25 protein-coding genes are annotated in these 25,806 nt (G+C 36.6%); 20 read left to right on the top strand and 5 right to left on the bottom strand.

The features are described 5' to 3' along the window. The first annotated feature begins 86 nt into the window (after window positions 1–86). Together rlmN and GJU43_RS10020 are read left to right on the top strand one after the other, a co-directional pair. On the top strand, window positions 87–1,130 hold the full coding sequence (rlmN, locus tag GJU43_RS10025; protein ID WP_154340631.1) for a 23S rRNA (adenine(2503)-C(2))-methyltransferase RlmN: 1,044 nt from the start codon (window positions 87–89) through the stop codon (window positions 1,128–1,130). A gap of 248 nt (window positions 1,131–1,378) precedes the next feature. Beyond that, entirely contained in the window at window positions 1,379–2,356 is a 978-nt protein-coding gene (locus GJU43_RS10020; RefSeq protein ID WP_154340630.1) for a polyprenyl synthetase family protein, read from the top strand. Window positions 2,357–2,396: 40 nt separating this feature from the next. On the opposite strand, the gene GJU43_RS10015 is transcribed toward GJU43_RS10020, so the two are convergent. Then, a complete protein-coding gene (locus tag GJU43_RS10015) occupies window positions 2,397–2,921 on the bottom strand; it encodes a GNAT family N-acetyltransferase (protein ID WP_154340629.1) in 525 nt (174 codons plus the stop codon). A gap of 343 nt (window positions 2,922–3,264) precedes the next feature. Here GJU43_RS10015 and GJU43_RS10010 point away from each other — a divergent pair, with 343 nt between their 5' ends. From GJU43_RS10010 to dnaG, 4 genes are all read left to right on the top strand, one after another. Beyond that, complete coding sequence (locus tag GJU43_RS10010; RefSeq protein ID WP_154340628.1) at window positions 3,265–3,825, top strand: RNA polymerase sigma factor; 561 nt, start codon at window positions 3,265–3,267, stop codon at window positions 3,823–3,825. Further along, entirely contained in the window at window positions 3,812–4,540 is a 729-nt protein-coding gene (locus GJU43_RS10005; protein WP_154340627.1) for a hypothetical protein, read from the top strand. Before GJU43_RS10010 ends, GJU43_RS10005 begins: the two co-directional genes overlap by 14 nt. A gap of 66 nt (window positions 4,541–4,606) precedes the next feature. Further along, window positions 4,607–5,659 (top strand): hypothetical protein, encoded by a 1,053-nt coding sequence (locus GJU43_RS10000; protein ID WP_154340626.1) that lies wholly within the window; start codon window positions 4,607–4,609, stop codon window positions 5,657–5,659. Between the two features lie 127 nt (window positions 5,660–5,786). Beyond that, complete coding sequence (dnaG, locus tag GJU43_RS09995; RefSeq protein ID WP_154340625.1) at window positions 5,787–7,850, top strand: DNA primase; 2,064 nt, start codon at window positions 5,787–5,789, stop codon at window positions 7,848–7,850. Here the strand turns inward: dnaG and GJU43_RS09990 are convergent. Both GJU43_RS09990 and nadE read right to left on the bottom strand, forming a co-directional pair. After that, entirely contained in the window at window positions 7,847–8,476 is a 630-nt protein-coding gene (locus GJU43_RS09990) for a response regulator transcription factor (protein WP_116752529.1), read from the bottom strand. The genes dnaG and GJU43_RS09990 overlap by 4 nt on opposite strands. A gap of 92 nt (window positions 8,477–8,568) precedes the next feature. Continuing rightward, the gene (nadE, locus tag GJU43_RS09985) at window positions 8,569–9,375 is read right to left on the bottom strand and encodes an NAD(+) synthase (RefSeq protein WP_154340624.1); all 807 of its coding nucleotides are present in this window, start codon (window positions 9,373–9,375) and stop codon (window positions 8,569–8,571) included. A 101-nt stretch (window positions 9,376–9,476) separates the two neighbouring features. Here nadE and gldB point away from each other — a divergent pair, with 101 nt between their 5' ends. Both gldB and gldC read left to right on the top strand, forming a co-directional pair. Continuing rightward, entirely contained in the window at window positions 9,477–10,433 is a 957-nt protein-coding gene (gene gldB / locus GJU43_RS09980) for a gliding motility lipoprotein GldB (RefSeq protein WP_154340623.1), read from the top strand. Next, window positions 10,433–10,768 carry a gliding motility protein GldC gene (gene gldC, locus GJU43_RS09975; RefSeq protein WP_154340622.1) on the top strand — a complete coding sequence of 112 codons (336 nt, stop codon included), beginning with the start codon at window positions 10,433–10,435 and terminating at the stop codon, window positions 10,766–10,768. Before gldB ends, gldC begins: the two co-directional genes overlap by 1 nt. 219 nt (window positions 10,769–10,987) lie before the next feature. On the opposite strand, the gene yihA is transcribed toward gldC, so the two are convergent. Beyond that, entirely contained in the window at window positions 10,988–11,608 is a 621-nt protein-coding gene (yihA, locus tag GJU43_RS09970) for a ribosome biogenesis GTP-binding protein YihA/YsxC (RefSeq protein ID WP_154340621.1), read from the bottom strand. Between the two features lie 42 nt (window positions 11,609–11,650). Further along, the gene (locus GJU43_RS09965; protein WP_154340620.1) at window positions 11,651–12,415 is read right to left on the bottom strand and encodes an alpha/beta fold hydrolase; all 765 of its coding nucleotides are present in this window, start codon (window positions 12,413–12,415) and stop codon (window positions 11,651–11,653) included. A 378-nt stretch (window positions 12,416–12,793) separates the two neighbouring features. On the opposite strand from GJU43_RS09965, the gene GJU43_RS09960 reads away from it, so the two are divergent. The 12 genes from GJU43_RS09960 to GJU43_RS09905 all read left to right on the top strand — a co-directional run bounded on the left by GJU43_RS09960 (window position 12,794) and on the right by GJU43_RS09905 (window position 25,806). Then, window positions 12,794–13,267 carry a division/cell wall cluster transcriptional repressor MraZ gene (locus GJU43_RS09960; protein WP_127339382.1) on the top strand — a complete coding sequence of 158 codons (474 nt, stop codon included), beginning with the start codon at window positions 12,794–12,796 and terminating at the stop codon, window positions 13,265–13,267. Beyond that, complete coding sequence (gene rsmH / locus GJU43_RS09955; protein WP_195760035.1) at window positions 13,242–14,150, top strand: 16S rRNA (cytosine(1402)-N(4))-methyltransferase RsmH; 909 nt, start codon at window positions 13,242–13,244, stop codon at window positions 14,148–14,150. The genes GJU43_RS09960 and rsmH overlap by 26 nt, the downstream gene beginning before the upstream one ends. A 12-nt stretch (window positions 14,151–14,162) precedes the next feature. Next, window positions 14,163–14,510: an FtsL-like putative cell division protein gene (locus tag GJU43_RS09950; protein WP_154340618.1), complete on the top strand. Its 348-nt coding sequence runs from the start codon at window positions 14,163–14,165 to the stop codon at window positions 14,508–14,510. Next, on the top strand, window positions 14,501–16,510 hold the full coding sequence (locus GJU43_RS09945; protein ID WP_154340617.1) for a penicillin-binding protein: 2,010 nt from the start codon (window positions 14,501–14,503) through the stop codon (window positions 16,508–16,510). The genes GJU43_RS09950 and GJU43_RS09945 overlap by 10 nt, the downstream gene beginning before the upstream one ends. Beyond that, on the top strand, window positions 16,507–17,970 hold the full coding sequence (locus GJU43_RS09940; protein WP_370455573.1) for a UDP-N-acetylmuramoyl-L-alanyl-D-glutamate--2,6-diaminopimelate ligase: 1,464 nt from the start codon (window positions 16,507–16,509) through the stop codon (window positions 17,968–17,970). Before GJU43_RS09945 ends, GJU43_RS09940 begins: the two co-directional genes overlap by 4 nt. An 89-nt stretch (window positions 17,971–18,059) precedes the next feature. Continuing rightward, window positions 18,060–19,289: a phospho-N-acetylmuramoyl-pentapeptide-transferase gene (mraY, locus tag GJU43_RS09935; protein ID WP_154340616.1), complete on the top strand. Its 1,230-nt coding sequence runs from the start codon at window positions 18,060–18,062 to the stop codon at window positions 19,287–19,289. Beyond that, window positions 19,290–20,621, top strand: a complete 1,332-nt coding sequence (gene murD, locus GJU43_RS09930; protein WP_154340615.1) for a UDP-N-acetylmuramoyl-L-alanine--D-glutamate ligase — start codon at window positions 19,290–19,292, stop codon at window positions 20,619–20,621. 66 nt (window positions 20,622–20,687) lie between these two features. Beyond that, window positions 20,688–21,065 carry a four helix bundle protein gene (locus tag GJU43_RS09925; protein WP_154340614.1) on the top strand — a complete coding sequence of 126 codons (378 nt, stop codon included), beginning with the start codon at window positions 20,688–20,690 and terminating at the stop codon, window positions 21,063–21,065. A gap of 36 nt (window positions 21,066–21,101) precedes the next feature. Next, window positions 21,102–22,421 (top strand): FtsW/RodA/SpoVE family cell cycle protein, encoded by a 1,320-nt coding sequence (locus tag GJU43_RS09920; protein WP_154340613.1) that lies wholly within the window; start codon window positions 21,102–21,104, stop codon window positions 22,419–22,421. A 42-nt stretch (window positions 22,422–22,463) separates the two neighbouring features. Continuing rightward, on the top strand, window positions 22,464–23,549 hold the full coding sequence (gene murG, locus GJU43_RS09915; RefSeq protein ID WP_154340612.1) for an undecaprenyldiphospho-muramoylpentapeptide beta-N-acetylglucosaminyltransferase: 1,086 nt from the start codon (window positions 22,464–22,466) through the stop codon (window positions 23,547–23,549). Between the two features lie 198 nt (window positions 23,550–23,747). Next, window positions 23,748–25,097: a UDP-N-acetylmuramate--L-alanine ligase gene (murC, locus tag GJU43_RS09910; protein ID WP_154340611.1), complete on the top strand. Its 1,350-nt coding sequence runs from the start codon at window positions 23,748–23,750 to the stop codon at window positions 25,095–25,097. Next, window positions 25,084–25,806, top strand: coding sequence for a cell division protein FtsQ/DivIB (locus GJU43_RS09905; RefSeq protein ID WP_132037697.1), 723 nt, complete (start codon window positions 25,084–25,086; stop codon window positions 25,804–25,806). Before murC ends, GJU43_RS09905 begins: the two co-directional genes overlap by 14 nt.

Below are 25,806 nucleotides of genomic sequence, written 5' to 3'. Positions count from 1 at the left end.
CAAAAAAATGTTTCCGTCTTCTTGGTTTTAAGTAAGAATGGTTATAAAAATCAGGAAAAAATAACAAAAGTGATTAACTTTGCACCATGCAAATCGAGAAAAAAGACATACGAGCCTTATCAAAAGATCAATTACGGGATTTTTTTGTCGCTAATAACGACAAAGCTTTCCGTGGCAACCAGGTTTATGAATGGTTATGGAGTAAAGGAGCACACAGTTTTGAGGATATGACCAATGTAGCGAAACCTACGAGGGCGATGCTGGAGAACAATTTTGTCATCAACCACATTAAGGTAGATACCATGCAGCGCAGCAGTGACGGAACCGTAAAAAATGCTGTTCGTTTACATGATGGTCTTGTGGTGGAATCGGTTTTGATACCTACCGAAACCAGAACCACAGCCTGTGTTTCGAGTCAGGTGGGTTGCAGTCTGGATTGTAATTTCTGCGCGACAGCAAGATTAAAAAGAATGCGAAACCTGGAACCGGGAGAAATCTACGATCAGGTGCTGGCCATAGACAAAGAAAGCCGACTGTATTACAATCATCCGCTTTCGAATATTGTTTTTATGGGAATGGGGGAGCCTTTGATGAATTATAACAACGTAATCAAAGCGATTGATATGATTACCTCACCGGAAGGTTTAGGAATGTCGCCAAAACGAATTATGGTGTCAACCTCCGGAATTCCAAAGATGATTAAAAAAATGGCCGATGACGATGTCAAATTCAAATTGGCAGTTTCCCTGCACTCTGCGATAGATGAGATTCGTTCCCGAATCATGCCTTTCAGTAAAAACTTTCCTTTGGCAGATTTGCGGGAAGCATTGGAATACTGGTATAGAAAAACCAAAACCAAAATCTCTTACGAGTATGTAGTCTGGAAAGGAATTAACGACGATAAGGCTTCAATTGATGCTCTGGTTAAGTTTTGTAAATATGTGCCCTGTAAGGTCAATTTAATTGAATACAATCCAATCGACGATGGTGAGTTTCAACAAGCTTCAGAAGAATCTATTATGGCTTATATAAAAGCCTTAGAGCATATTGGAGTCGTTTGTAAAGTGCGCAGAAGCCGCGGAAAAGACATTGATGCTGCTTGCGGGCAACTGGCAAATAAAGAAGGATAAATTTTCTAATTTTAAAATAAACAAAAAGCATTAAAAACGAGAGTTATTCTTGTTCTTAATGCTTTTTTTGGGCAAAAAAGGATTCTCATTGTTTCGTTCACTTTGTTTCCGTAATAAAAGCAGAGGCCAGTTTTGGTATTAAATTGAGGATGTATTGACTGCGTTTTCTTAATTATTCTGTAAATTGTTAGTATACTAACCTAAAATAGAAACGTTTTTTTATTTAAAATAGTATATTTGAAATCGAAATGAATATTACTTCTCAAATAAAACAGCCTATCTTTAACGAGATGGAACTTTTCGAAAAAAAGTTCCACGAATCAATGACTTCGAAGGTCGCATTGCTCAATCGTATTACCTATTATATTGTAAACCGCAAAGGAAAACAAATGCGTCCGATGTTTGTTTTTCTAACTTCAAAAATGGTTTCGGGAGGCCTGGTAAACGAAAGAACCTATCGCGGAGCATCCGTAATTGAGTTGATTCATACGGCGACTTTAGTACACGATGATGTGGTGGACGATAGTAACCGCCGCCGCGGATTTTTCTCGATCAATGCGCTTTGGAAAAATAAAATTGCGGTTTTGGTTGGAGATTACCTGCTTTCAAAAGGACTGCTGCTTTCTATCGATAATGGAGATTTTGATTTGCTTCGAATTATCTCTGTTGCGGTTCGCGAAATGAGTGAAGGAGAATTGCTTCAAATCGAAAAAGCCAGAAGGCTTGATATTACAGAGGATGTTTATTACGAAATCATCCGGAAAAAAACCGCGACACTTATCGCGGCCTGCTGTGCACTTGGTGCAAAATCGGTTATTGAAGACGATATTCAGGTAGAGAACATGCGCAAGTTTGGAGAACTCATCGGAATGGCATTTCAAATCAAAGATGACTTATTCGATTATAGCGAAGAAGCCATAGGAAAACCAACCGGAATTGATATTAAAGAGCAAAAAATGACTCTGCCTCTGATTCATGTTTTAAACACCTGCACCCCTCAGGAAAAAAAGTGGCTGATCAACTCCATTAAAAATCACAATAAAGACAAAAAACGCGTCAAAGAAGTGATTGCCTTTGTAAAGGATCATAATGGTCTGGGGTACGCCGAAAACAAAATGGTCGAATTCCAGCAGGAAGCACTTTCTTTACTTCGGAACTTTGAAGATTCCGAATACAAAGACGCTTTGATTTTGATGGTGAATTATGTTATTGAGCGAAAGAAATAAGACGGAGCAATTAAGTGAATTTCTTTTACTTTAAAACTCCTTATACTTTCAATTCCAGTTTCATCATGATGTCCGTCTGTTCATCATTTCCTAATCTGAAAATGTGTTTGTCAAATGCTGTAAAGCCATTTTTCTTGTAGAAACGCAGTGCTCTGTGATTTTCTTCCCAAACACCTAACCATACATAATTTACATTTTTGTTTTTGGCAACCTGAATTGCTTTTTCGTAAAGGGCCTGTCCTACGCTTTGGCCATGATATTCTTTTGGAACATAAATTCTTTCGATTTCCAATGCTTTGCTATCCTTCAATTCGGTTTGGGACTCTCCGAAGTTCAGTTTTAAATATCCGATTACCGTATCGTCCAGAACAGCGAAATAAAATTCAGAGTTGGTGTTGTGGAGTTCAACTGTTAGTTTTTCTTTTGAAAAATGCTCGTCTAAATATTTTTTCATATCCTCTTCAGAATTGTATCCTGAAAAAGTCTCGGAAAAAGTTTGTCTGCCTATTTGCTGTAATTGATCAATATCGTCTAGGGTTACTCTTCGGATGGTAATATTTTTCATTTTATGCTGAAGTGTTTCTTTATGAGATTGTAGCTGTAATTTCGACAGTTTTATTACATTCAAAAATATCAAATTAGGAATCACATTGCAAACGAAAGAAGAACTTTAGATTAACTTTGGTGAGGAGTTGTAATATTTGTCTAAAAATAATTATTTTTTTTAAATTTTTATAAATGCTTTTATTTATTTGATTGTAAGGTTTTTAGTGTTGGTATTTGGAGTTTTTTTTCATATTAATCGGGATTGGAATTTAAATTTTTTCACCTTCATGCAACCATTTTACAACTTCACTCGTCTATGCTAATAGAAGACTATTCCAAAAACAAAACCAGAACGCTTATTAATGAAAATTATTCGTTTACATCAGGAAGAAACCGAAATCATAAAGTTGGCCGTCGAAAATAACCGACAGGCACAACAGCAGATCTATAGTCGGTTTTCGCCAAAAATGCTGAGCGTTTGCCGACAATACATAAAAGACATTCAATTGGCCGAAGATGTAATGATAACTGCCTTTATGAAAGTGTTTACGAACTTAAGCAGGTTTGAACACAAAGGAAGTTTTGAAGGCTGGATCCGCCGAATCATGGTTAACGAATGTATATCGTATTTAAGAGTTCAGAAGAAAGTAAAATTTGCCGAAGATGAGATGTATACAGAAGAGAGTTTTAATGCCATCGACAGTCAGTTTTCAACAGATCAGATTCAGTTTTTAATAGACGCTTTGCCTGATGGTTATAAAATGGTTTTCAATTTATATGCTATCGAAGGTTATAAACACAATGAAATTGCAAAGATGCTGGGAATTAATGAAGGAACATCGAAATCGCAATTATCGCACGCCAGAAAAATGCTGCAAACACAAATTAATATTTTAAAAAAACAAGATAATGGAACCGAATAATTTTGAAAAGGATTTCCGTGAAAAACTAAATCAGCGTAAGATTGAACCGAGCGACAAAGCCTGGGACCGATTAGATGCCATGCTGAGTGTTGCCGAAGAAAAGAAACCAAAAAAGAAAAACAGATGGCTGTATATCGCGGCCAGTATTATTGGATTTTTATTGGCAGGGACTTTCTTTTTGAATCAGGAAAAAAATATGGAGATTCCGAAAACGCAAGTAGTTATCGAAGAAAACATTCAGAAAGATTCTGTTGTAAAAAAAGGTTTTAAAGCGGCGGATTCTACTAAAGATCAAATTGCAGTTTCAGAAAAAGAAGCCCTTCAGAACGCGGAAAATTCAAAAACAGAAGAAAAAATTTCAAATCAAAATCTACCTAAAACAATTAAGAATACAGTAAATCCAATAGCGGAGGTTTCAATCATCAATCAAAATAATCAAAACAATCAGCAACCAGCATCAGGCAACTATCCAATCAATATGTCTGAAAAACCTAAAAACGAAACGCCAGAACAGTTGTTAAACACAGCTCAAAAAAGTGTGATTGCAGAAAATTCTGTCAAACCTAAAGCGAAAATTAAAATTAATGCCAGCGATTTGCTAAATCAGGTCGATGGTGAACTGGAGCTTTCGTTCAGGGAAAAAGTAATTACCAGAGTCAATAAAAACTATCAAACGGTAAAAGTGGCGCTGGCTAACCGAAATCAGCAGGAATAAACCATAAACAATTAATAAACATCATCAATCACAATCAACAATCAATTTTTAAAAAATCAATCAATCATGAAAAATTTTACTATTTATTTCGTAATCCTCGTTTTCTTATTTGTAAGTAAGGTACTGGGGCAGGAAACTTTTGAGTCAAGAGCAAAGCAAATTGCTGCTAAAATAGAGAAAGTAACCAAAGAAGAAAAGCAAGCGTTAAAAGAAGAAGTTGAAGCTGTAAATGTTCAGTTGTCGGAAGGGAAAATTACGCAGGAACAAGCGGATAAGCGCAAAAAAGAACTGGCCGAAGCCAGAGCCGTAATTATTGAAGAAAAAGTTACTCTGGCCCAAAATGAACTTAACGATTTGGTACAGCAAAAAGTAGACGGCAAAATCAAAGAAGGAGATTCAATCAAAAAACATGGTTTGGTGATTTATTGGAAAGACAAAGACTGGAGTGATAACAAAAGAAGCAAAGACTCCGTTCACGGCGAAAAAAGGACCACTTCACAATTTGTTTTCGCAACGGGGCTGAACAATACAATGGTTGACGGAAAACTTCAGGATTCCAGGTACAGTTTTATAGGTTCGCATTTTTACGAATGGGGTTTTACCTACAATTCAAGATTAATGAAAAACGATAATTTACTGCACGCCAAATACGGACTTTCGGTAATGTATAATAATATTCGTCCAACTGATAACCGCAGTTTTGTGGTAGACGGAAATCAGACGAATCTGGAAGTTAATCCGGTACATTTGAATGAATCCCGTTTTAGAAATGTGTATATCGTTTTGCCGCTGCATTTGGAATTTGATTTTACAAGACCAGGAAAAAGTGACGGAAAAACCTATTTCAGAACCCATAAAAGTTTCCGTTTCGGGGTTGGAGGTTACGCAGGAATCAATGTAAAATCAAAGCAAATCCTAAAATTTGAAGACGAAGATTTAAAATATAAAACCACGATAAAAGGCGATTATAACGTAAATAATTTTATTTACGGACTGAGTTCTTATATTGGTTATAAAGACATGAGTTTATACTTAAAATATGATTTGAATCCTTTATTTCAGGATAATTTAATCAGGGAAAATAATATTTCATTAGGGTTACGATTTGATTTGAATTAAGTATGAGTGAGTTTAGTTAGTTAAAAAGTGCTTCGAAAGAGGCGCTTTTTTTTATGTGAAATCGTTACATTTCAGGAAAGATTTTGTTTACTTTTACAGGCTCTCAACTTTAAAAATATTTTACGTTTTGATTTCACAAAGTACAATTGATTCTGTTTTTGAAACTGCTCGCGTAGAGGAGGTTATTGGTGATTTTGTCAATTTAAAGCGGGCCGGAAGTAATTTCAAAGGATTGAGTCCCTTCTCGGATGAACGCTCTCCGTCGTTTATGGTGTCGCCTGCAAAGGGCATCTGGAAAGATTTTAGTACAGGAAAAGGAGGGAACTCTGTTAAATTCCTGATGGAGCACTCCCAGTTTACCTATCCGGAAGCCATTCGGTATCTGGCCAGGAAATACAATATTGAGATTGAGGAAACAGAACAAAGTGATGCCGAAAAAGCCATGACAGATGTTCGCGAAAGCATGTATCTGGTCTCGGAATTTGCGAAAGAATATTTTCATAAAACACTTTTAAATTCAGAAGAAGGAAAAGCAATCGGACTTTCGTATTTTAAGGAGAGAGGTTTTACCAATGAAACCATCAAAAAGTTTTCTTTAGGTTATTCACCGGAAACCTGGGATGCTTTGACCAAAGAAGCTTTAGGTAAAGGCTACAAACTCGAATTTCTGGAAAGTACAGGTTTGACAATAGCCAGAGAAGACCGTCCTTTTGACCGTTTTAAAGGCCGTGTGATGTTTCCTATCGAAAGTATGTCCGGACGTGTTTTAGGTTTTGGAGGACGTATTTTAACGAATGATAAAAAAGCAGCAAAATACTTAAACTCGCCGGAAAGTGATATTTACCATAAAAGTAAAGTCCTTTACGGAATTTTTCAGGCCAAACAAGCGATAGCCAAACAAAACAATTGTTATTTGGTGGAAGGATATACCGATGTAATTCAGTTCCATCAGGCCGGGATCGAGAACGTTGTGGCTTCATCCGGAACGGCTTTAACGCCGGATCAGATCAGACTTGTCAATCGTCTGACCAGAAATATTACCGTACTTTTTGATGGTGACGCTGCAGGACTTCGTGCTTCTATTCGCGGAATCGATTTGATTCTGGAAGAAGGAATGAATGTAAGGGTTTGTGCTTTTCCTGACGGAGAAGATCCGGACAGTTTTGCACGAAAAAATTCTCATGACGATCTGGTTGCTTACTTAGAAGAAAACAGTAAAGATTTTATACAGTTTAAGGCATCGCTCCTCATGAAAGAGGCCAAAAATGATCCCATAAAAAAAGCCGATCTGATTCGGGATATGGTCGTTAGTATTTCGAAAATTCCGGATCGTATTCAGCGTGAAATTTATACGCAGGAATGTGCCCGAATAATGGATATTTCCGAGCAGGTATTGGTGAGTACTTTATCTCAGCTGATTCAGAAAGATATTGCGGAAGCGAATAAAAAGCAAAAGCAGGAACAAAAACCTTTTGAAGTTTTTAGAAACCAAAAACCAAATAATACAGGGTATTCAGGAGGAGATCCTGAAGATCCAAGAAACGGACCGCCTGAGGATTATCCGGGAGAGCCGGGATATACAGCGCCGCAGCAAACGGAAAAGGTGGATATATTATACCGTCTGGAGCGAAAAGTAATTGAAATTTTATTGCTTTACGGAGATAAAACAGAAGAATTTGAAGACGTACTTTTAAAAAGCAATGAAGAAGGAGAGATCGAAATGATTTCTGAAAAGAGGCAATATAAAGTACATCAGCGAATTTACCTGAGTTTGCAGGAAGATGAGGTAGAGCTTTCGAATAATTTGTTTCGTGATATTTTTACAGATATCATGGCTTTCTATCATCAGAATGAAAAATTCAGTCTCGAACAATATCTTATGCGTTTGCAGCCTGAGTTTGCTCAGGAAGTGACCGATATTTTGATGGAAGATGAAAAAGTGTCACTGCACAATTGGGAAGGGCAAAATATTTTTGCCAAAGATAAACAGGCGGGTATTGCACAATATGTGACTGAAACCATTATGTCTATGCGCTGGTATCTGGTTGATAAAATTATAGAAGAATTAAAAAGCTCTATACAACCTGATAATTCAGATAATACAGAGCTTTTGTCGATGGTCGTTGATTACTCAAAATTAGTTAATGCATTTTCGAAAAAACTAGGAAGAGTAATGTCGCGATACCATTAAATAATTTCTAAAGTCTTAGCTTTGTTTACTAAGTCAACTAAATTAGTAACATTTAATTTAGTCAATAATCTTAGTTTGTAAGTACTGATCGTTTTTTCGTTCAGATTTAAGATTTTAGAGATTTCATTGTTTTTCTTACCGTCACTTAAGTAACGTAAAACTTCAATTTCACGATTCGAAAGCTTTCTGTAAAGACGTTCGCTCTTGCTTTGTTTAGCAATAAGGGCCATGTTTTTGCGAACAGTTTCGTTGATAATGATTTTTCCTTCATGTACTTTAATAATAGAATGACCTAATGTTTCAAGTTTTTCTGTTTTGTGTACATACCCGGAAACTCCTGCTTTAATGGCATTCGGAGCATACATTTGTTCAGCCAGGTCGCTGAAAATCACAATTTTTGTCTTTGGGAAATTTTTTAGGATCGATTTAACTTCAAAGATGCTCGAAAGACCTTCTAACTCTAAGTCTAGAATTAGGATATCAATCTCCTTCGTCTGAAGAATATCTCTAACCATTGAAAAATTGCCGACATTGGCAACAATTGAAATTTGATCGTGGTCTTTAAAATAAGACTTAACGCCAAAGTGCGTAACAGGATGATTGTCTGCTAGACATACTTTAATCATAATTTTACCTTTTTAGAATTGTTCATGTTTTTTGGAACGGTAAAATTAATAAATAAATTCTGTAATTAATTACACACAAATGTTAAAAAGTTTTATTTTAACGTTTTTGGTATTAAACAAACCGGAATTGCATCCATTTTATGCTTGTTGCTGGTGTTTAAACGTTTATAAATTTCAAAGACAGATTTTTCTCTCCCGTTGAAGTCAGCTGGCGTCTTTCCTGACTCCGCGGCTATCATCGCCCATTCAAGTTCATCGTAACTGGCTCCTAATTGGTCTTCATCTGTCCTGTTGTCGCCAAATAATCCATCTGTAGGCGCAGCTGTTAAAATTGACTCCGGAATTGCTAAAAATGCTCCCAGAGCATACACATCTGACTTCATTAGGTCTGCAATTGGACTTAAATCGACGCCGCCATCACCATATTTGGTATAAAATCCTACGCCAAAATCCTCTACTTTGTTTCCTGTTCCGGCAACTAAAAGGCCGTTAATTCCCGCTAAATAATATAAGGAAGTCATTCGCAAACGGGCACGTGTATTTGCTAATGATAAACTTACTTTGGCATCGTCGTCTGTTTTCGGTACTGAACTCTTAAAAGCTTCAAAAACAGCCGTCAGGTCAGTTTGGGTACTTGAAACGTTCGGGAAGCGTTTTTTTAATTGCTCAATATGCTCTCTTCCTCTTGAAACCTGATTTTCTGCCTGATGAATTGGCATTTCCACACATAAAACCTGTAATCCTGTCTGGGCACATAAGGTAGAAGTAACCGCAGAATCAACTCCGCCCGAAATTCCGATTACAAATCCGTTTACTTTTGCTTTAACAGCGTAATCTTTTAGCCACTCTACGATGTGCTTATTTACTTTTTCTGTTTGAATGGTACTTTTTTTAGTCATAATAGGTCAAGTTTTAAGATACAGGAATGTATATTTGCAGAATTATTTTTTAAGTATAAATCATACTTGAATTCAAGCAACACAAATCTAATTAAAATAAAATGAAAATTTATCGCTTTATAGTGCTTCTGTGCTTGTTTTTTTTGTCTTGTGATCAAAAAAGCAAAGTCGAAAAAGAAGTTGAAGAAATCCCTGTAGATATTAAAGTGGAACGTTTTGACAAAGTGTTTTTTGAAACCAAACCTGAAGATTTAGCGAAAGTAAAAAGACAATATCCGTTCTTCTTTCCTCCGGGAAATGATGATAATGTCTGGCTTAAAAAAATGCAGGATCCGATCTGGAGAGAAGTGTATACGGAAGTTCAGAAAAAATACTCCAATTTTGAACCGGTAAGAAAAGAATTCAACAGCCTGTTTCAGCACGTAAAATATTACTTTCCTGAAGTCAAAATCCCTAAAGTAATCACAGTAATTTCCGAGATGGATTATAATGCCAAAGCGATTTATGCGGATAGTCTGGTGATTGTTTCACTGGAATTGTATCTGGGAAAAGAACATAAGTTTTATGAGTTTCCCAATTACCTGAAACAAAATTTCGAAGAAAGACAGATCATGCCCGATGTGGTTTCCAGTTTTGCTTTCCGAAAAATTGCAGCGTCAGGAGACAGAAGCCTGCTTTCTCAGATGATTTTTGAAGGAAAACAACTGTACGCAAAAGATTTACTTTTACCCGAATATACAGATGCTGAAAAAATGGGATACACACCGGAACAAATCAAATGGTGTGAAGAAAACGAAAGCTATATGTGGCGTTATTTTATAGAAAATGAAATGCTGTATAGCGATGATCCGAAATTAAATACTCGATTTATAGCGCCTGCGCCATTTTCGAAATTCTTTCTCGAAATCGACAACGATTCTCCCGGAAGGGTCGGAGCGTGGATTGGCTGGCAAATGGTCCGTTCTTATATGAAAAATAACAAAGCAACCCTGTCGGAATTGCTAAAAACGAATGCAAAAGAAATTTTCGAAAAGTCAAAATATAAACCTAAGAAATAATGTCAGATACAATAAACTCAGAAATTAAATTCAATATAGAATTAGACGAAAACCGTGTTCCGGAAAAATTAACCTGGACCGCTCAGGACGGAGGAGTTCAGGCAGAAGAAGCCAAAGCAATCATGTTGTCTATTTGGGACGCTAAAGCCAAGGAAACAATGCGTATTGACTTGTGGACGAAAGATATGCCGGTAGACGAAATGAAAATTTTCTTTCACCAGACGTTAGTAGCCATGTCGGATACTTTCAAACGTGCTACAGACGATGAAAAGATGTCGGACACCATGAAAGATTTCTGTGATTATTTTGCAGAAAAGCTGGAACTGACGAAATAAATCCTTTCAGGAAATTCCAATAAAGAAATTCCAAATTCCAAATTCCAAATTTGGAAAATCAATAAAAAAAATCCAAATTCCAAGCCTTCGACTTCGCTCAGGATGACAGAAAGTTTCAAAAATAAGAAATCCCAAATCCCAATCGTAAAATTGGAATTTGGGATTTTTTTATTGTAATTTTTTAAAATGTCGGAATTTGGAATTTTAAAAATTTGGAATTTAAAACTGACTGTTGTTTTTAAAAACCTCCTGATTTACTTCATCAATATAATTTAAAACCTCGTCTTTTCCGGTTTGTTCCGTGGCTGAGGTTACGAAATAATGAGGCATTTCTTCCCAGTTATTGGCGAACATCTGTTTTTTGTAAGCAGCGATATGTGAGTCCACTTTGGTCTTGCTGATTTTGTCGGCTTTTGTAAAAATGATGCAGAACGGAATTTCGCTTTCACCCATATACGACATAAACTCAATATCGATGGCCTGAGCTTCGTGGCGAATGTCAATCAGTACAAAAGCGCAAACCAGTTGTTCTCTGGTTTCGAAGTAATCCGTAATAAATTGCTGGAAAACCGATTTTGTTTTTTTAGATACTTTAGCGTAACCATAACCGGGCAAATCAACAAGGAACCAATTGTTGTTAATCTTAAAGTGATTAATCAACTGGGTTTTCCCGGGTCTGCCTGAAGTTTTAGCTAAATTTTTATGATTGGTAAGCATATTGATCAACGATGACTTACCTACGTTGGAGCGGCCGATAAAAGCATATTCCGGCAAAAAATCCTGCGGACATTTTGAAACTTCAGAATTACTGATAATAAACTCGGCGGTATTAATTTTCATGTTTTTTGTGTTTAAGACCTCCTTAAAGTCGAAAGTCAGATGCTATAAATTCTTTTTAACGAGCCACTCTTCAAGAATATTATTAAATTCCTGAGGATGTTCCATCATAGCAGCATGCCCACATTTGTCTATCCAGTATAACGTTGAATTAGGCAATAATTTATCAAATTCTTCTGCCACATTTGGAGGCGTTACAGCATCATTTTTACCCCAGATAATACAGGTTTCCACTGTCATTTTTGGTAAATCTTTTGCCATATTATGACGAATGGCGCTTTTGGCGATTGTCAGTGTTTTAATCAGTTTGATACGGTCATTTACAGTAGCATATACTTCATCAATTAACTCCGGAGTAGCTATTTTCGGGTCGTAAAAAACATCTTCAGCTTTCTTTTTGATGTATTCATAATCACCTCTTTTCGGGTAACTGTCTCCCATAGCGCTTTCGTAAAGACCGGAACTTCCTGTTATAACAAGTCCGGCAACTTTCTCAGGATATAATTTTGTGTGATAAAGTGCAATATGGCCGCCTAATGAATTGCCTAATAAAATAACTTTGTCAAAACCTTTGAAAGTGATAAAGTCTTTTACGTATTTCGCAAAACTCTTTACGTTGGTTTTTAAAATGCTCTGAGTGTATATTGGCAAATCGGGGATAATAACTTTGTATCCTTTTGTTGGAAAATATTGCGCTACAGCATCAAAGTTACTGAGGCCTCCCATTAAGCCATGTAAGATAACGATAGGAGTTCCTTCTCCAGCTTCATAATAGCTGTACTTGCCTTCTTTTTTGTAGTGTTTGTCCATTTAATGTAATGCCAATTTCAATTTGGACAAATATAGGGTTAAAAAAATAAAAATGAATTTTTGCCACCCTTTTTTAACTAGATAATTTTTGTCGAATTAGTAAGTGCTTAGAAGTCAGCTTTTAGGGGTGATTTCGGGGTTCGTATTGAATGTTAAAATATTTGCATAATTATTAGTTTTTTAAGAGAAAGGGTATGTATTTTTTGTAATTGTTAAACAATAATGTCTCTAAAATAATTTATATCTAACGTGTTGATTGTCTATGGATTAATCGTTTAGGGGTGAAAGTGGTTAAACTTATCAACAAAGTGGTATAAAGTGGTAGAATGTGGTATTTTTTTTTATATTTTTGCTGTACAACTATAGTAAAACATTTTCTTGAACACAATTGTAGGAACATATGAGTGTAAGGTCGATGCTAAAGGAAGGCTAATGATGCCTGCACCTTTGAAAAAGCAATTGGCTTCTTCTCTTCAAAACGGATTTGTTTTGAAGCGCTCTGTTTTTCAACCGTGTCTCGAGTTGTATCCGATGGAAGAGTGGGATTTGATGATGCAGAAAATCAACAAACTGAATCGTTTTGTAAAAAAGAACAATGATTTCATCAGGAGATTTACGGCAGGAGTGAAAGTGGTAGAAATTGATGCATTGGGAAGATTACTGGTTCCGAAGGATTTAGTAGCTTTTTCAGGTATTGCTAAAGATGTGGTGTTCTCATCTGCGGTTAATATTGTGGAGATTTGGGATAAAGATTTATACGAAAAATCAATAAGCGGCGAAGATATGGATTTTGCAGATCTTGCCGAAGAAGTAATGGGAAATATTAATGACGACGACAATGGAATATCATAATCCGGTTTTACTTCATCCGACAGTTGATGGTTTAAATATTAAACCTGATGGTGTGTATGTAGATGTTACGTTTGGCGGTGGTGGTCACTCGAAAGAAATTTTGAACAGACTTGGTCCAAAAGGAAAATTATTTGCTTTCGATCAGGATGAAGATGCGTTGGCAAATGCATTGCCGGACGAAAGGTTTACCTTAATTAATGAGAACTTCAGATTTATAAAAAGATTTTTGCGTTTTCACGGTGTTAAATCAGTAGATGGAATTCTGGCTGATTTAGGCGTTTCGTCTCATCAGTTTGATGTTCCGGAAAGAGGTTTCTCCACACGTTTTGATGCCGGACTGGACATGAGAATGAGTCAGAAAAATGATTTGAATGCGTATCGTGTAGTCAATGAATATGAAGAACAGGATTTACGTCGTGTTTTTTATGATTACGGAGAATTGAAAAACGCTCCGGTTCTGGCAAGGACAATTGTAGAAGCCAGAGAGCATTACCCAATCAAAACGACAGACGAACTGAAAGAAGTACTGGCAAAATATTTACCGGAAAGAGTCCGAAATAAAATACTGGCGCAGATTTATCAGGCGATTCGAATTGAGGTCAATCAGGAAATGGATGTTTTGAAGGAGTTTATCGAGCAATCGTTAGAAATTCTGAATCCGGGAGGAAGATTGTCGGTGATTTCGTATCATTCGTTAGAGGACAGACTGGTAAAGAGATTTATTAAAAACGGAATGTTTGAAGGAGAACCGGAACGTGATTTTTTTGGAAATTTCTCGGTTCCGTTTAAAACAATCGGAAAGCTCATTGTTCCGGATGATGCAGAAATTAAAATAAATAACAGAGCAAGAAGTGCAAAATTAAGAATTGCTGAAAAGATATAATTAATAGGTAAGATGAAAGGTGGAGTATTTAGCATATTAAAAGCAAGATTTCTGATTAACGATGACGCCGTGAAAAACTGGAGGTTCATTGTTTTTATCATTCTGCTCGCTATTATAATGATTGCCAATACGCAGCGATATGAGCAAAAGGTTTTTGAAATTGCAAAACTCAATAATGATGTAAAAGAATTGCGATCTGAATTTGTAGACCGACGTTCAGAATTAATGAAGTTGAAAATGGAGTCAACGATATCGGATAAGATGCTCGAAAAGCAAATTTTCCCCTCAACGGTGCCTCCGGTAAAGATAGAAGTCAAAAAAGAAGAAGAAAAAAGTTTCCTTAAAAGAATATGGCAGTAGACGATAAACATATATCCTACAGAATTTACCTCGTAGCAGTTTTCATCTTTTTGATGGCAATTGCTATTGTTGTTAAATTGACCAATATTCAATGGGTTGAAGGAGATTATTACAGAAAATTAGCCAAACAACGTACTGTTCGGAATTTTGTAATTCCGGCAAATAAGGGAAATATATATTCGGCAGACGGAAGTTTGCTGGCAACCTCTATTCCGAATTACGAGATTCGATTTGATGCCAAAGCACCAAAAACAGAAACTTTTGAGAAACATGTAAAAGCATTATCAGATTCATTGGCTACTGTTCTGGACAGACCAGGAGGTTTTTACGAAAAAGAACTGAGAAAAGCCCGAGAAAATAAAAACCGATATTATTTGATTGCACGAAATCTGAGTTATACGGATTATGTAAAAATTAAAGGATTTCCATTATTCAATCTAGGTGCTTTCAAAGGTGGAATTATCATCGAACAGGAAACAGTCAGAAAACATCCGATCGGGAAAATTGCAGAAAGAACCATTGGTTACGACCGAATTGATCCTGCCACAGGAGTAGAAGTCGGGAAAGGAATTGAATGGGCTTTTAAAAGTTACCTGAACGGAAAAGACGGTAAAATCCTGAAACAAAAAATTGCCAAAGGACAGTGGAAACCTATTCGGGATGTAAATGAAGTGGACCCAATTGATGGGTATGATGTGATTTCGACAATTGATGTATTTATTCAGGATATTGCGCACCACGCTTTGCTGAAACAGCTTCAGGATTACGAGGCAGATCATGGTTGTGTCGTGGTTATGGAAACAGAAACAGGTCATGTAAAAGCGATTTCAAATTTAGGAAGAGCAGAAGACGGATCTTATTATGAAACTACAAATTACGCTGTTGCAGAATCTCATGAGCCGGGATCGACTTTTAAATTAGTCGATTTAATGGCGATTTTAGAAGATAAAGTTGCAGATACAAGTACGGTTTACGATAGTCACGGTGGGCAGGTAAGATATTATGGACGTCCTGTTAATGATTCACACAGAGGAGGTTATGGGAAGGTTTCATTAGCGCGCGGTTTCGAACTTTCGTCCAATACAGTAATGGTTCAGGCGGTTTATGAAAATTATAAAAACAATCCATCTAGGTTTGTGAATCACATTAAGAGTTATGGATTAGATAAACCATTAGGATTGCATTTTAAAGGAGAAGGAAGGCCTTATATACCACAACCCGGAGACAAGCACTGGTCAGGAATTTCACTTCCGTGGATGGCTTTTGGATATGAAGTTTCAGTTACACCAATGCAAACACTGGCGTTTTACAATTCGGTTGCCAATAATGGCGTGATGGTAAAACCGCAGTTTGTATCTGAAATTAAAGAATGGAACAAAACCATTAAAAAATTCGATACAGAAGTAATTAATCCAAGGATTTGTTCACCGGAAACGATTAAAAAACTAAGAGCTGTTTTGTCGAATGTGGTTAAAAAAGGAACGGCCTCCAAATTGTATTCGAAAGATTTTTCGATGGCAGGAAAAACAGGAACAGCCCAGATGAATTATGGAGGAAAAGAAGGAAAATCAGCTTTGTATTATGCCTCTTCTTTTGTGGGATATTTTCCGGCGGATCATCCTAAATATTCTTGTATTGTAGTCGTTCATAAACCGAATACATCAAAAAATAATTATTACGGAGCAGACGTTGCGGGGCCGGTTTTTAAAAGAATTGCCCAAAAAATATTTACAGATGCGCCTTCCACCAATAAAATCAAACAACTGGATTCCAGGATTCCAAAACAGGAAAACAGTTATAACGAATATTACGCGAAAGCAGAAAAGAAAATAAAACAAATTCCTGATTTAAAAGGAATGCCGGGGATGGATGCCATTGCTTTACTGGAGAATTTAGGTTTAAAAGTAAAAGTAAACGGAGTAGGAAAAGTAAAAAAACAGTCGTTGCAGGCTGGACAGCAGATTAGTAAAAACGAAACCATAGTATTAGAATTATCGTGAAAATACTGAAAGACATATTATACAAAGTAGCTATTGAATCTGTAACGGGTTCAACGGATATCGATATACATAAAATTGAGTTTGATTCCCGAAAAATCGAAGAGAAAGATGTTTTCGTAGCAATCCGCGGATCACTTTCCGATGGTCATGATTTTATCGAAAAAGCAATTCAGTCAGGGGCTGTTGCCATTATTTGCGACGAGCTTCCGGGAACTCTTGAAAAAGGGATAACTTATATAAAAGTTTCAGATACCAATTCGGCTTTGGCTTTTATGTCGGCAAATTATTTCGGAAATCCTTCCGAAAAATTAAAATTAGTAGGGGTAACCGGTACAAACGGAAAAACAACGATTGCTTCTTTATTGTTTCAATTGTTTGAAAAAGCAGGTTTTAAAGTTGGTTTGTTGTCAACCGTAAAAATCATGGTAGATCAAACGGAATATAAAGCAACACATACCACTCCGGATTCAATCACGATCAATCATTATCTGAATGAAATGATTGAAGCAGGTGTAACACATTGTTTTATGGAAGTGAGTTCACACGGAATTCATCAAAAGAGAACAGAAGCTTTGCATTTTGTGGGCGGGATTTTCACGAATCTGTCACACGATCATTTGGATTATCATCCGACTTTCGCAGAATACAGAGATGTGAAGAAGTCATTTTTTGATTCACTACCCAAAACAGCTTTCGCCTTATCCAATAGTGATGATAAAAACGGAGCTGTAATGTTGCAAAACACAGTTGCCAGAAAATTTACCTATGCCTTAAAGTCGTATGCAGATTTTAAAGCACAGATTTTAGAAAGTCAGTTATCAGGTTTGTTGTTAAAAGTAAATGATAATGAAGTTTGGGTAAAACTAATCGGAACTTTTAACGCCTATAATGTGCTGGCCATTTACGGAACCGCCGTAGAGTTAGGAATGGACAGTCTTGAAGCATTACGTTTATTGTCTGATTTAGAGAGTGTTTCCGGGCGTTTTCAGTATATAGTTTCAGAAGGAAACATTACAGCCATAGTAGATTATGCGCATACACCGGACGCTTTGGACAATGTTTTGAAGACCATTAACGATATCCGTACCAAAAACGAACAATTGATCACAGTTGTGGGTTGTGGCGGAAACAGGGATAAAACAAAGAGACCTATTATGGCAAAAATTGCGACAGATCTTAGTGATAAAGCAATTTTAACCTCTGACAATCCAAGAAATGAAGATCCGGAGGTGATTTTAGATGAAATGGAAAAAGGGGTTGAGGCTCATAATTATAAAAAAGTATTACGAATTACCGATCGAAAGCAAGCCATTAAAACCGCTTGTCAATTGGCTCAGCCCAACGATATTATCCTGATTGCAGGAAAAGGTCATGAAACCTATCAGGAAATAAATGGTGTTCGTCATCATTTCGACGATATGGAAACCGTGAAGGAAATTTTAAATCAACTGGGGAAATAACAAAATCAAAATTTCAAATTCCAAAATCCAATTGAAACGTTGGAATTTGGGATTTAAGTTTCAAAATTGAAATTTAAAATAAAAGATATATGCTATACTATTTATTTGAATATTTAGACAAAACATTAGACATACCGGGAACGGGTGTTTTTCAGTACATCACTTTCAGATCAGCGTTGGCATTGATGCTTTCACTGCTTTTGTCTACGATTTACGGAAAAAGAATTATCAACTTTTTGCGCAATCAGCAAGTGGGTGAAACGGTTCGTGAGTTAGGTCTTGCAGGTCAGAATGAAAAAGCAGGAACTCCTACAATGGGAGGACTGATTATCATTTTCGCCACACTGGTGCCTGTTTTGTTATTTGCACGTCTGCATAATATTTACATCGTATTGCTTATTGTAACAACCCTTTGGATGGGGACAATTGGTTTTGTGGATGATTATATTAAAATATTCAAAAAAGACAAACAAGGACTGAAAGGAATTTTTAAAGTTATCGGTCAGGTAGGTTTAGGGATAATTGTAGGTGCGGTATTGTATTTCAATCCGGCTGTTACAGTACGAACAGATACCGGAAGAACAGATATTTATAAAAGTGCAAACACAACGGTAGTTTTACCTGCGCCTGTTGAAGAAAAATCAACGGCAACAACAATTCCTTTTGTTAAAAATAATGAATTCGATTATGCTGAAATTTTAGCTTTTACAGGTGAAGGATATGAAAAATGGGCCTGGCTGATTTTTATTCCGGTCGTTATTTTTATCATCACGGCTGTTTCTAACGGAGCGAATTTAACAGATGGAATTGACGGACTCGCCGCAGGAACCTCGGCCATATCCGTTCTGGCGCTCGGGATTTTTACGTTTGTTTCAGGAAATATAATTTTTTCAAATTATCTCAATATCATGTACATCCCCAATTCGGGAGAAATGACAGTTTTTATATCTGCTTTTGTGGGGGCGCTTATCGGATTTCTTTGGTACAATTCGTATCCGGCCTCTGTTTTTATGGGAGATACAGGAAGTTTAACCATTGGAGGAATCATTGCCGTTTTGGCCGTTGCAGTTCGTAAAGAATTATTGATTCCGCTTTTGTGTGGTATCTTTTTGGTAGAAAATTTCTCAGTGGTTTTACAGGTGAGTTATTTCAAATTTACCAAAAAACGCTTTGGCGAAGGCCGTAGAATTTTCCTGATGTCACCCTTGCACCATCACTATCAGAAAAAGGGATATCATGAAAGTAAAATTGTGACCCGATTCTGGATTGTTGCGATCATGTTAGCCATATTATCAATCGTTACTTTAAAATTAAGATAGATGAGACTGGTAGTATTAGGAGGAGGAGAAAGTGGCGTAGGTACTGCTATTCTCGGTAAGAAAAAAGGATATGATGTTTTTGTATCTGATTTCGGAAAGATAAAGGAAAACTATAAAGAAGTTCTTATCATTAACGGGATTGCCTGGGAAGAAGAGCAGCATACTGAATCCCTGATTCTGAATGCCGATGTGGTCATGAAAAGTCCGGGAATTCCGGAAAAATCACCCATAGTAAAAAAACTGATTGAAGCCGGAGTCAGCGTGATTTCAGAAATCGAGTTTGCAAAACCTTTTACGGAGGCTTTAACCGTTGGGATTACAGGAAGTAACGGGAAAACAACCACAACAATGTTAACGTATCATCTGCTGAAATCAGCAGGATTGAATGTTGGTTTAGGAGGAAACATCGGAAAAAGTTTTGCCTGGCAGGTAGCCGAGAATAAGTTCGATGCATACGTACTGGAGCTAAGTAGTTTTCAACTCGACGGAATTATAGAATACAGACCTGATATCGCCATAATTACGAATATTAGCCCGGATCATTTAGACCGGTACGAATATAAATATCAAAATTATATCAATTCAAAGTTTCGAATAACAATGAATCAGACCGAAAGCGATTACCTTATTTACGATGCAGATGATGAGGCAATTGCAGAATGGTTAAAAAACAATAAAACAAAAGCAAAATTAATTCCTTTCTCATTGTCTAAAAAATTCGATGAAGGGGCTTCTATAAATAACAACAAAATGGAAATAAAGATCAACCAAGAAGAGTTTACAATGGAAACAGAATACATTGCGTTAGAAGGAAAACATAACATGAAAAACGCAATGGCAGCAAGCTCTGTAGCAAAATTGATGCAAATTAGAAATGCAACAATACGCGAAAGTTTATCTAATTTTCAAGGTGTGGAACACCGTTTGGAAAAAGTATTAAAAATTCAGAATGTACAATACATCAATGATTCAAAAGCAACAAATGTAAATGCTACATTCTTTGCTCTGGACAGTATGAACGTTCCGACAGTATGGATTGTAGGCGGAGTTGATAAAGGAAACGATTACAACGAGCTAATGTCATTGGTCCGTGAAAAAGTAAAAGCAATTATCTGTTTGGGAATTGACAACAGAAAAATCATAGAAGCTTTTGGGAATGTTGTCGACATCATGGTCGAAGTAAACAATATGAACGATGCTGTAAAAACAGCACAGCGCCTAACAGAAAAAGGAGATGCCGTTTTATTGTCCCCGGCTTGTGCCAGTTTCGATTTATTCGAAAACTATGAAGATCGTGGAAAACAATTCAAGCAAGCAGTACACAATTTATAATTTTAGATTTTAGATTTTAGATTTTAGATTGTTTTCTAAACTTTTAAATCAAAAAAAGTTCTTGAGATGACGACGGAGGAGATGAAGGTGAGGACAAAAAAGTTCTCTTTGAAGATAATTGATTTAGCTGAAAAATTACCCGCCACATATGTTGTAAAAGTAATTGCAAATCAAATTGTGAGAAGCGGTACATCTGTAGGAGCTAATTATCGAGCGGTTTGCAGAGCAAGAAGTGATAAAGAATTTGTTTCTAAAATGAATATCGTTTTAGAAGAAGCAGATGAAACTTTATTTTGGTTAGAAATTATAAAAGAAAAAAATTGGAGTGATAAATCAGAGTTAGAAACAATCCTGAAAGAAGGAAATGAGTTAACATCGATTTTCGTCAGCAGTTTAAAAACAGTAAACAATAGAATTAATAAAAATATAAAACCGAAGGTTTAAAAACAATCTAAAATCTAAAATCAGAAATCTAAAATTATGAAAGAGCTGGTAAACAAACTAAAAGGAGATAGGGTAATATGGTCATTTGTGGCTCTGTTAGCGCTGTTTTCGTTTATGCCTGTTTTTAGTGCGAGTAGTAATCTGGCCTATATTGGTCACGGGACCGGAAATACACTGGGGTATCTTGTCAAACATCTGGCACATATTTGTATCGGATTTCTTATTATTTATTGGGTTCATAAAGTACCGTACCATTATTTCAGGGCCATTTCAAAGATAGCGTTGCCCGTTGTCTGGATCTTGCTGTTGTATACGTTGCTGAAAGGAACTGTAATCGCAGGGGCAAACGCAAGTCGTTGGATTCAGGTACCGTTTATCGGAATCACGTTTCAGACATCAACGCTGGCTTCTATTGTTCTGTTCATTTATGTTGCCCGTTATTTGTCAAAAACCAAAGAAGAAAATGAACCGTTTCAAACGTCGTTAGTACAGCTTTGGGTTCCGGTTTTTATAACCTTAGCGTTGATTTTACCGGCGAATTTCTCGACGACCGCATTGATTTTTTCCATGGTAATTATGCTGACATTTATCGGTAAATATCCAATAAAATACATTGCATTTATTATAGGATCAGGAGTTGCTATGCTGTTGTTTTTCCTTCTGATCGCAAAAGCATTTCCGGAATCGAGATTTTTCAGCAGGGTAGGAACCTGGGGAAGCCGTATTGAAAACTTTACGACAGATAAACCCGATGAAGATGATTATCAGATTGAAAAAGCAAAAATTGCTATTGCATCCGGAAGATTCGGAGGTTTAGGCCCCGGAAAAAGCGTTCAGAAGAACTTTTTACCACAATCCTCTTCCGATTTTATTTATGCCATTGTTGTAGAAGAATATGGTTTGGTTGGCGGTGTTTCGATATTGCTTCTGTATTTATTATTGTTGTTCCGATTTGTGATCGCATCACATAAAGCCACTACATTATTTGGGAAATTGGTAGTCGTCGGACTCGGTTTTCCGATGATCTTTCAGGCGATGATCAATATGGCGGTTGCAGTAGAATTATTACCGGTAACCGGACAGACCCTTCCGCTGATTAGTAGTGGAGGTAGTTCGATCTGGATGACCTGTTTCTCACTCGGAATTATCATCAGCGTAACGAAGAAAGAAGAAGAAATTGTAGAAGAGCAGCAGGAAAAAGAAAGAAGGAAAGAAGCACTTCAAAGACTGATTGATAAAGAACTGGCCGAAGAAGATTTACCTGTTGATGAAAGACAGGAAATCTATGAAGAAGAGCACATGTATTCCATTTCAGATAATTCCAGAAATCCAATGAATGCAGTTTTAAATAAATAAGATTAAAAAAAATACTTTTTAAAGCGAATAACTTTTAAAAATATGACAAATTATAAATTCATATTAAGTGGCGGAGGAACAGGAGGACATATCTATCCTGCAATCGCTATTGCTAATGAATTAAAAATACAATTTCCTGATGCTGAGTTCCTTTTTGTCGGCGCTCAGGATAAAATGGAAATGCAAAAAGTGCCTCAGGCAGGTTATGAAATAAAAGGACTTTGGATTGCAGGATTACAAAGAAAATTAACCCTGCAAAATTTGATGTTTCCGTTAAAACTGGCAACAAGTTTGCTGGAGTCACGACGAATCATCAAACAATTCAAGCCTAACGTGGTGATAGGTACAGGTGGTTTTGCCAGCGGGCCTTTGTTACAGGCAGCAGGAGGAGCAGGAATTCCAACCGTAATTCAGGAACAAAATTCATTTCCCGGAATTACCAATAAATTACTGAGTAAAAAAGCAAATGCAATTTGTGTGGCCTACGAAAATTTAGAGCGCTTTTTTCCTAAAGAAAAAATTGTTTTAACGGGCAATCCGGTGCGTCAGGATTTAATAGATATTGATAGTAAAAGGGATGAAGCAATTACTTTTTACGGCTTAGATCCCAATAAAAAAACGTTGTTGGTGTTAGGCGGAAGTTTAGGGGCCAGAAGAATCAATCAGTTAATCGAAAAAGAATTGCAAAATATGCTTTCACAAGATGTTCAGGTCATCTGGCAATGCGGAAAATTATATTTTGAAGATTATAAAAAACACAATCAACAGGCTGTAAGGGTCATTGATTTTATTGAAAGAATGGATTTTGTCTACGCTGCGGCAGATGTCATTATTTCACGTGCGGGAGCCTCCTCAGTTTCAGAATTGTGTATTGTTGGGAAACCGGTAATTTTTATTCCGTCACCCAATGTAGCCGAAGACCATCAGACCAAAAATGCCCGGGCCATTGTAGATGCAAAAGGAGCTATTTTACTGAAAGAATCAGAATTGGACAGTCAGTTTAGTATTGTTTTTGAAGCGCTGCTAAAAGATCATGGAAAACAAAAACAGCTCAGTGATAACATCAAAAAGCTGGCGATGCCAAATGCTACAAAAGTTATTGTAGAGGAGATTAAAAAATTGTTATAATGTAATTTTTTATCATAATTATAGAACATCAAACGAATTGAACTGTGCTATTTTAGGCATTTTTGATTCATAAACAAGAGAAAACACAAAGGCTTAAAGACTAGTTTTTTATATAAAAGAAACACCGTTAAGCTTTCAATAAATAATTAAATAAGTTTGGGGCTTAGCTCCTAAAACTTAATGCTTAAAGCAATTGAAATGAATTTAAATCAAATACAAAACGTTTATTTTATTGGTATTGGAGGCATCGGAATGAGTGCCCTGGCCCGTTATTTCAAATACATCGGGAAACAGGTTTCAGGTTACGATAAAACACCCTCAATGCTTACAAATGAGTTGATTGAAAGTGGTATTGATATTCATTTTGAAGATAATATAAGTTTGATCCCGAGTGATTACTATGTAGAGAATACCCTGGTGATTTTTACGCCGGCTGTGCCTAAAACACATTCCGAATGGAATTTTTTCATCGAAAGGCATTACGAAGTTAAAAAACGTGCTGAAGTTTTAGGGATTATTACAAAAGACACTTTTTGTTTTGCTGTTGCCGGAACGCACGGAAAAACAACGACATCAAGCATTTTAGGCCATATTTTGTATGAAAGCGGAGCTGATGTTACGGCTTTTGTGGGTGGGATTGTAGAGAATTACAATTCTAATTTAATCGGAAACGGAAAAACCGTTACTGTGGTGGAAGCAGATGAGTTCGACAGATCGTTTCTGCACCTGCATCCCGATATTGCCTGCATCACATCGATGGATGCGGATCATCTGGATATTTATGGTACCAGTGAGGCTATTGAGGCTTCGTTTGTAGAATTTGCTTCAAAAGTTGAGGATAAAAATAAACTGTTTATCACAAAGGAATTGCCTCTGGAAGGCGTTCAGTGTGCTATAAATGAAGAGGCTGTATACAAAGCCTTCAATGTTCGTATAGAAAATGCTAATTATGTTTTTGACGTGCAGACGCCATCAGAAACGATACAGAATTTGCGTTTTGGATTGCCTGGAAAGCACAATCTGATGAATGCATTGATGGCTATTGCAATGGCTAAAACTTTTGGCACCCCGACCGAAGCCATTGCAAGAGCTATTGGTTCATTCAACGGAATAAGAAGACGTTTTTCCTATCAGATCAAAACAGACCAATTGGTTTATATAGATGATTATGCGCATCATCCGACAGAAATAAATGCAGTACATCAGGCGGTTAGGGAGTTATATCCGAATCGTAAAGTACTGGCAATTTTTCAGCCCCATTTGTTCAGCAGGACAAGAGATTTTGCTGACGGATTTGCCGAAAGCTTATCTGCCTTCGATGAAGTGTTTTTAATGGATATTTACCCGGCACGCGAACTTCCGATGGAAGGGATTACATCAGAATGGCTGTTAGGTAAAATGACAAATTCAAACAAAAGAATTGTTGCAAAAAATGATTTATTAGCGTCCATCGAAGCCAGTGATGCGCCAATAATTGTGACAATAGGAGCTGGTGATATTGGTGAAATGGTTCCGTCAATTAAAAAAATGCTAAATGAAAATATTTAATTGGACAAATATTCGGTTAATTCTCATTTTTGGGCTGGTACTTTTTTTGTATTCGTTTGCCCAGCATCGAAACGGGAATAGAAAACTGAAGAAATCGGCCGTTGTTTTTGTAGGAGAAAATACGCTGTTTGTAAAGCCTGAAACGGTTAATAAATTGTTGATAGAAAATAAAACAGACGCTTCCAGTATCCGAAAAGATGAAGTAGATTTGAATAAGATAGAAAAAAACCTCGATACGCAGGACATGATTGAAAAGTCAGACGTTTTTGTAAGTATCGATGGTGTTCTGAAAGCGGTAGTAAAACAGAAGACTCCGATCGCCCGTGTTTACGATGGCGACCGGTCTTTTTATATTGACTATGAGGGAAATAAAATGCCTTTGTCGGACAATTTTACGGCGCGGGTTCCGCTTGTTTCCGGGGCAATAAATGAAAAAAATAACGAAGATTTAGCTACTCTGTTTCGCACAATTTATGACGATGCGTTTTTGAAAAAAAACATCATTGCAATTCAAATTATGCCTAATGGTAGCTTAAAAATGTTTAACAGAAATTATAATTACTTCATCGATTTTGGCAGAACGATGAATGTTGATAAAAAATTCAGAAACTATAAAGCCTTTTTTCAAAAAGCAGTTTTAGATAGTTCGTTATACAATTACAAAAAAATTGACCTTAGGTTTACGGAACAAGTAGTTTGCACAAAATAA

Source organism: Flavobacterium sp. LC2016-23 (assembly GCF_009674775.1).
GTDB lineage: Bacteria > Bacteroidota > Bacteroidia > Flavobacteriales > Flavobacteriaceae > Flavobacterium.
This window is presented reverse-complemented; position numbering and strand designations above follow the sequence as displayed.

What these genes read in the sequence shown, in the direction of transcription:
- rsmH (WP_195760035.1), top strand. Translation starts at nt 13,242, where the DNA reads ATGACGACGACAATGGAATATCATAATCCGGTTTTACTTCATCCGACA.
- GJU43_RS09920 (WP_154340613.1), top strand. Translation starts at nt 21,102, where the DNA reads ATGAAAGAGCTGGTAAACAAACTAAAAGGAGATAGGGTAATATGGTCA.
- GJU43_RS09905 (WP_132037697.1), top strand. Translation starts at nt 25,084, where the DNA reads ATGAAAATATTTAATTGGACAAATATTCGGTTAATTCTCATTTTTGGG.
- gldB (WP_154340623.1), top strand. Translation starts at nt 9,477, where the DNA reads ATGAAAATTTATCGCTTTATAGTGCTTCTGTGCTTGTTTTTTTTGTCT.
- GJU43_RS10010 (WP_154340628.1), top strand. Translation starts at nt 3,265, where the DNA reads ATGAAAATTATTCGTTTACATCAGGAAGAAACCGAAATCATAAAGTTG.
- murG (WP_154340612.1), top strand. Translation starts at nt 22,464, where the DNA reads ATGACAAATTATAAATTCATATTAAGTGGCGGAGGAACAGGAGGACAT.
- murD (WP_154340615.1), top strand. Translation starts at nt 19,290, where the DNA reads ATGAGACTGGTAGTATTAGGAGGAGGAGAAAGTGGCGTAGGTACTGCT.
- mraY (WP_154340616.1), top strand. Translation starts at nt 18,060, where the DNA reads ATGCTATACTATTTATTTGAATATTTAGACAAAACATTAGACATACCG.
- nadE (WP_154340624.1), bottom strand. Translation starts at nt 9,375, where the DNA reads ATGACTAAAAAAAGTACCATTCAAACAGAAAAAGTAAATAAGCACATC.
- GJU43_RS10000 (WP_154340626.1), top strand. Translation starts at nt 4,607, where the DNA reads ATGAAAAATTTTACTATTTATTTCGTAATCCTCGTTTTCTTATTTGTA.
- gldC (WP_154340622.1), top strand. Translation starts at nt 10,433, where the DNA reads ATGTCAGATACAATAAACTCAGAAATTAAATTCAATATAGAATTAGAC.
- GJU43_RS09990 (WP_116752529.1), bottom strand. Translation starts at nt 8,476, where the DNA reads ATGATTAAAGTATGTCTAGCAGACAATCATCCTGTTACGCACTTTGGC.
- GJU43_RS10005 (WP_154340627.1), top strand. Translation starts at nt 3,812, where the DNA reads ATGGAACCGAATAATTTTGAAAAGGATTTCCGTGAAAAACTAAATCAG.
- GJU43_RS09965 (WP_154340620.1), bottom strand. Translation starts at nt 12,415, where the DNA reads ATGGACAAACACTACAAAAAAGAAGGCAAGTACAGCTATTATGAAGCT.
- rlmN (WP_154340631.1), top strand. Translation starts at nt 87, where the DNA reads ATGCAAATCGAGAAAAAAGACATACGAGCCTTATCAAAAGATCAATTA.
- GJU43_RS09925 (WP_154340614.1), top strand. Translation starts at nt 20,688, where the DNA reads ATGACGACGGAGGAGATGAAGGTGAGGACAAAAAAGTTCTCTTTGAAG.
- GJU43_RS09950 (WP_154340618.1), top strand. Translation starts at nt 14,163, where the DNA reads ATGAAAGGTGGAGTATTTAGCATATTAAAAGCAAGATTTCTGATTAAC.
- GJU43_RS10020 (WP_154340630.1), top strand. Translation starts at nt 1,379, where the DNA reads ATGAATATTACTTCTCAAATAAAACAGCCTATCTTTAACGAGATGGAA.
- GJU43_RS10015 (WP_154340629.1), bottom strand. Translation starts at nt 2,921, where the DNA reads ATGAAAAATATTACCATCCGAAGAGTAACCCTAGACGATATTGATCAA.
- yihA (WP_154340621.1), bottom strand. Translation starts at nt 11,608, where the DNA reads ATGAAAATTAATACCGCCGAGTTTATTATCAGTAATTCTGAAGTTTCA.
- murC (WP_154340611.1), top strand. Translation starts at nt 23,748, where the DNA reads ATGAATTTAAATCAAATACAAAACGTTTATTTTATTGGTATTGGAGGC.
- GJU43_RS09945 (WP_154340617.1), top strand. Translation starts at nt 14,501, where the DNA reads ATGGCAGTAGACGATAAACATATATCCTACAGAATTTACCTCGTAGCA.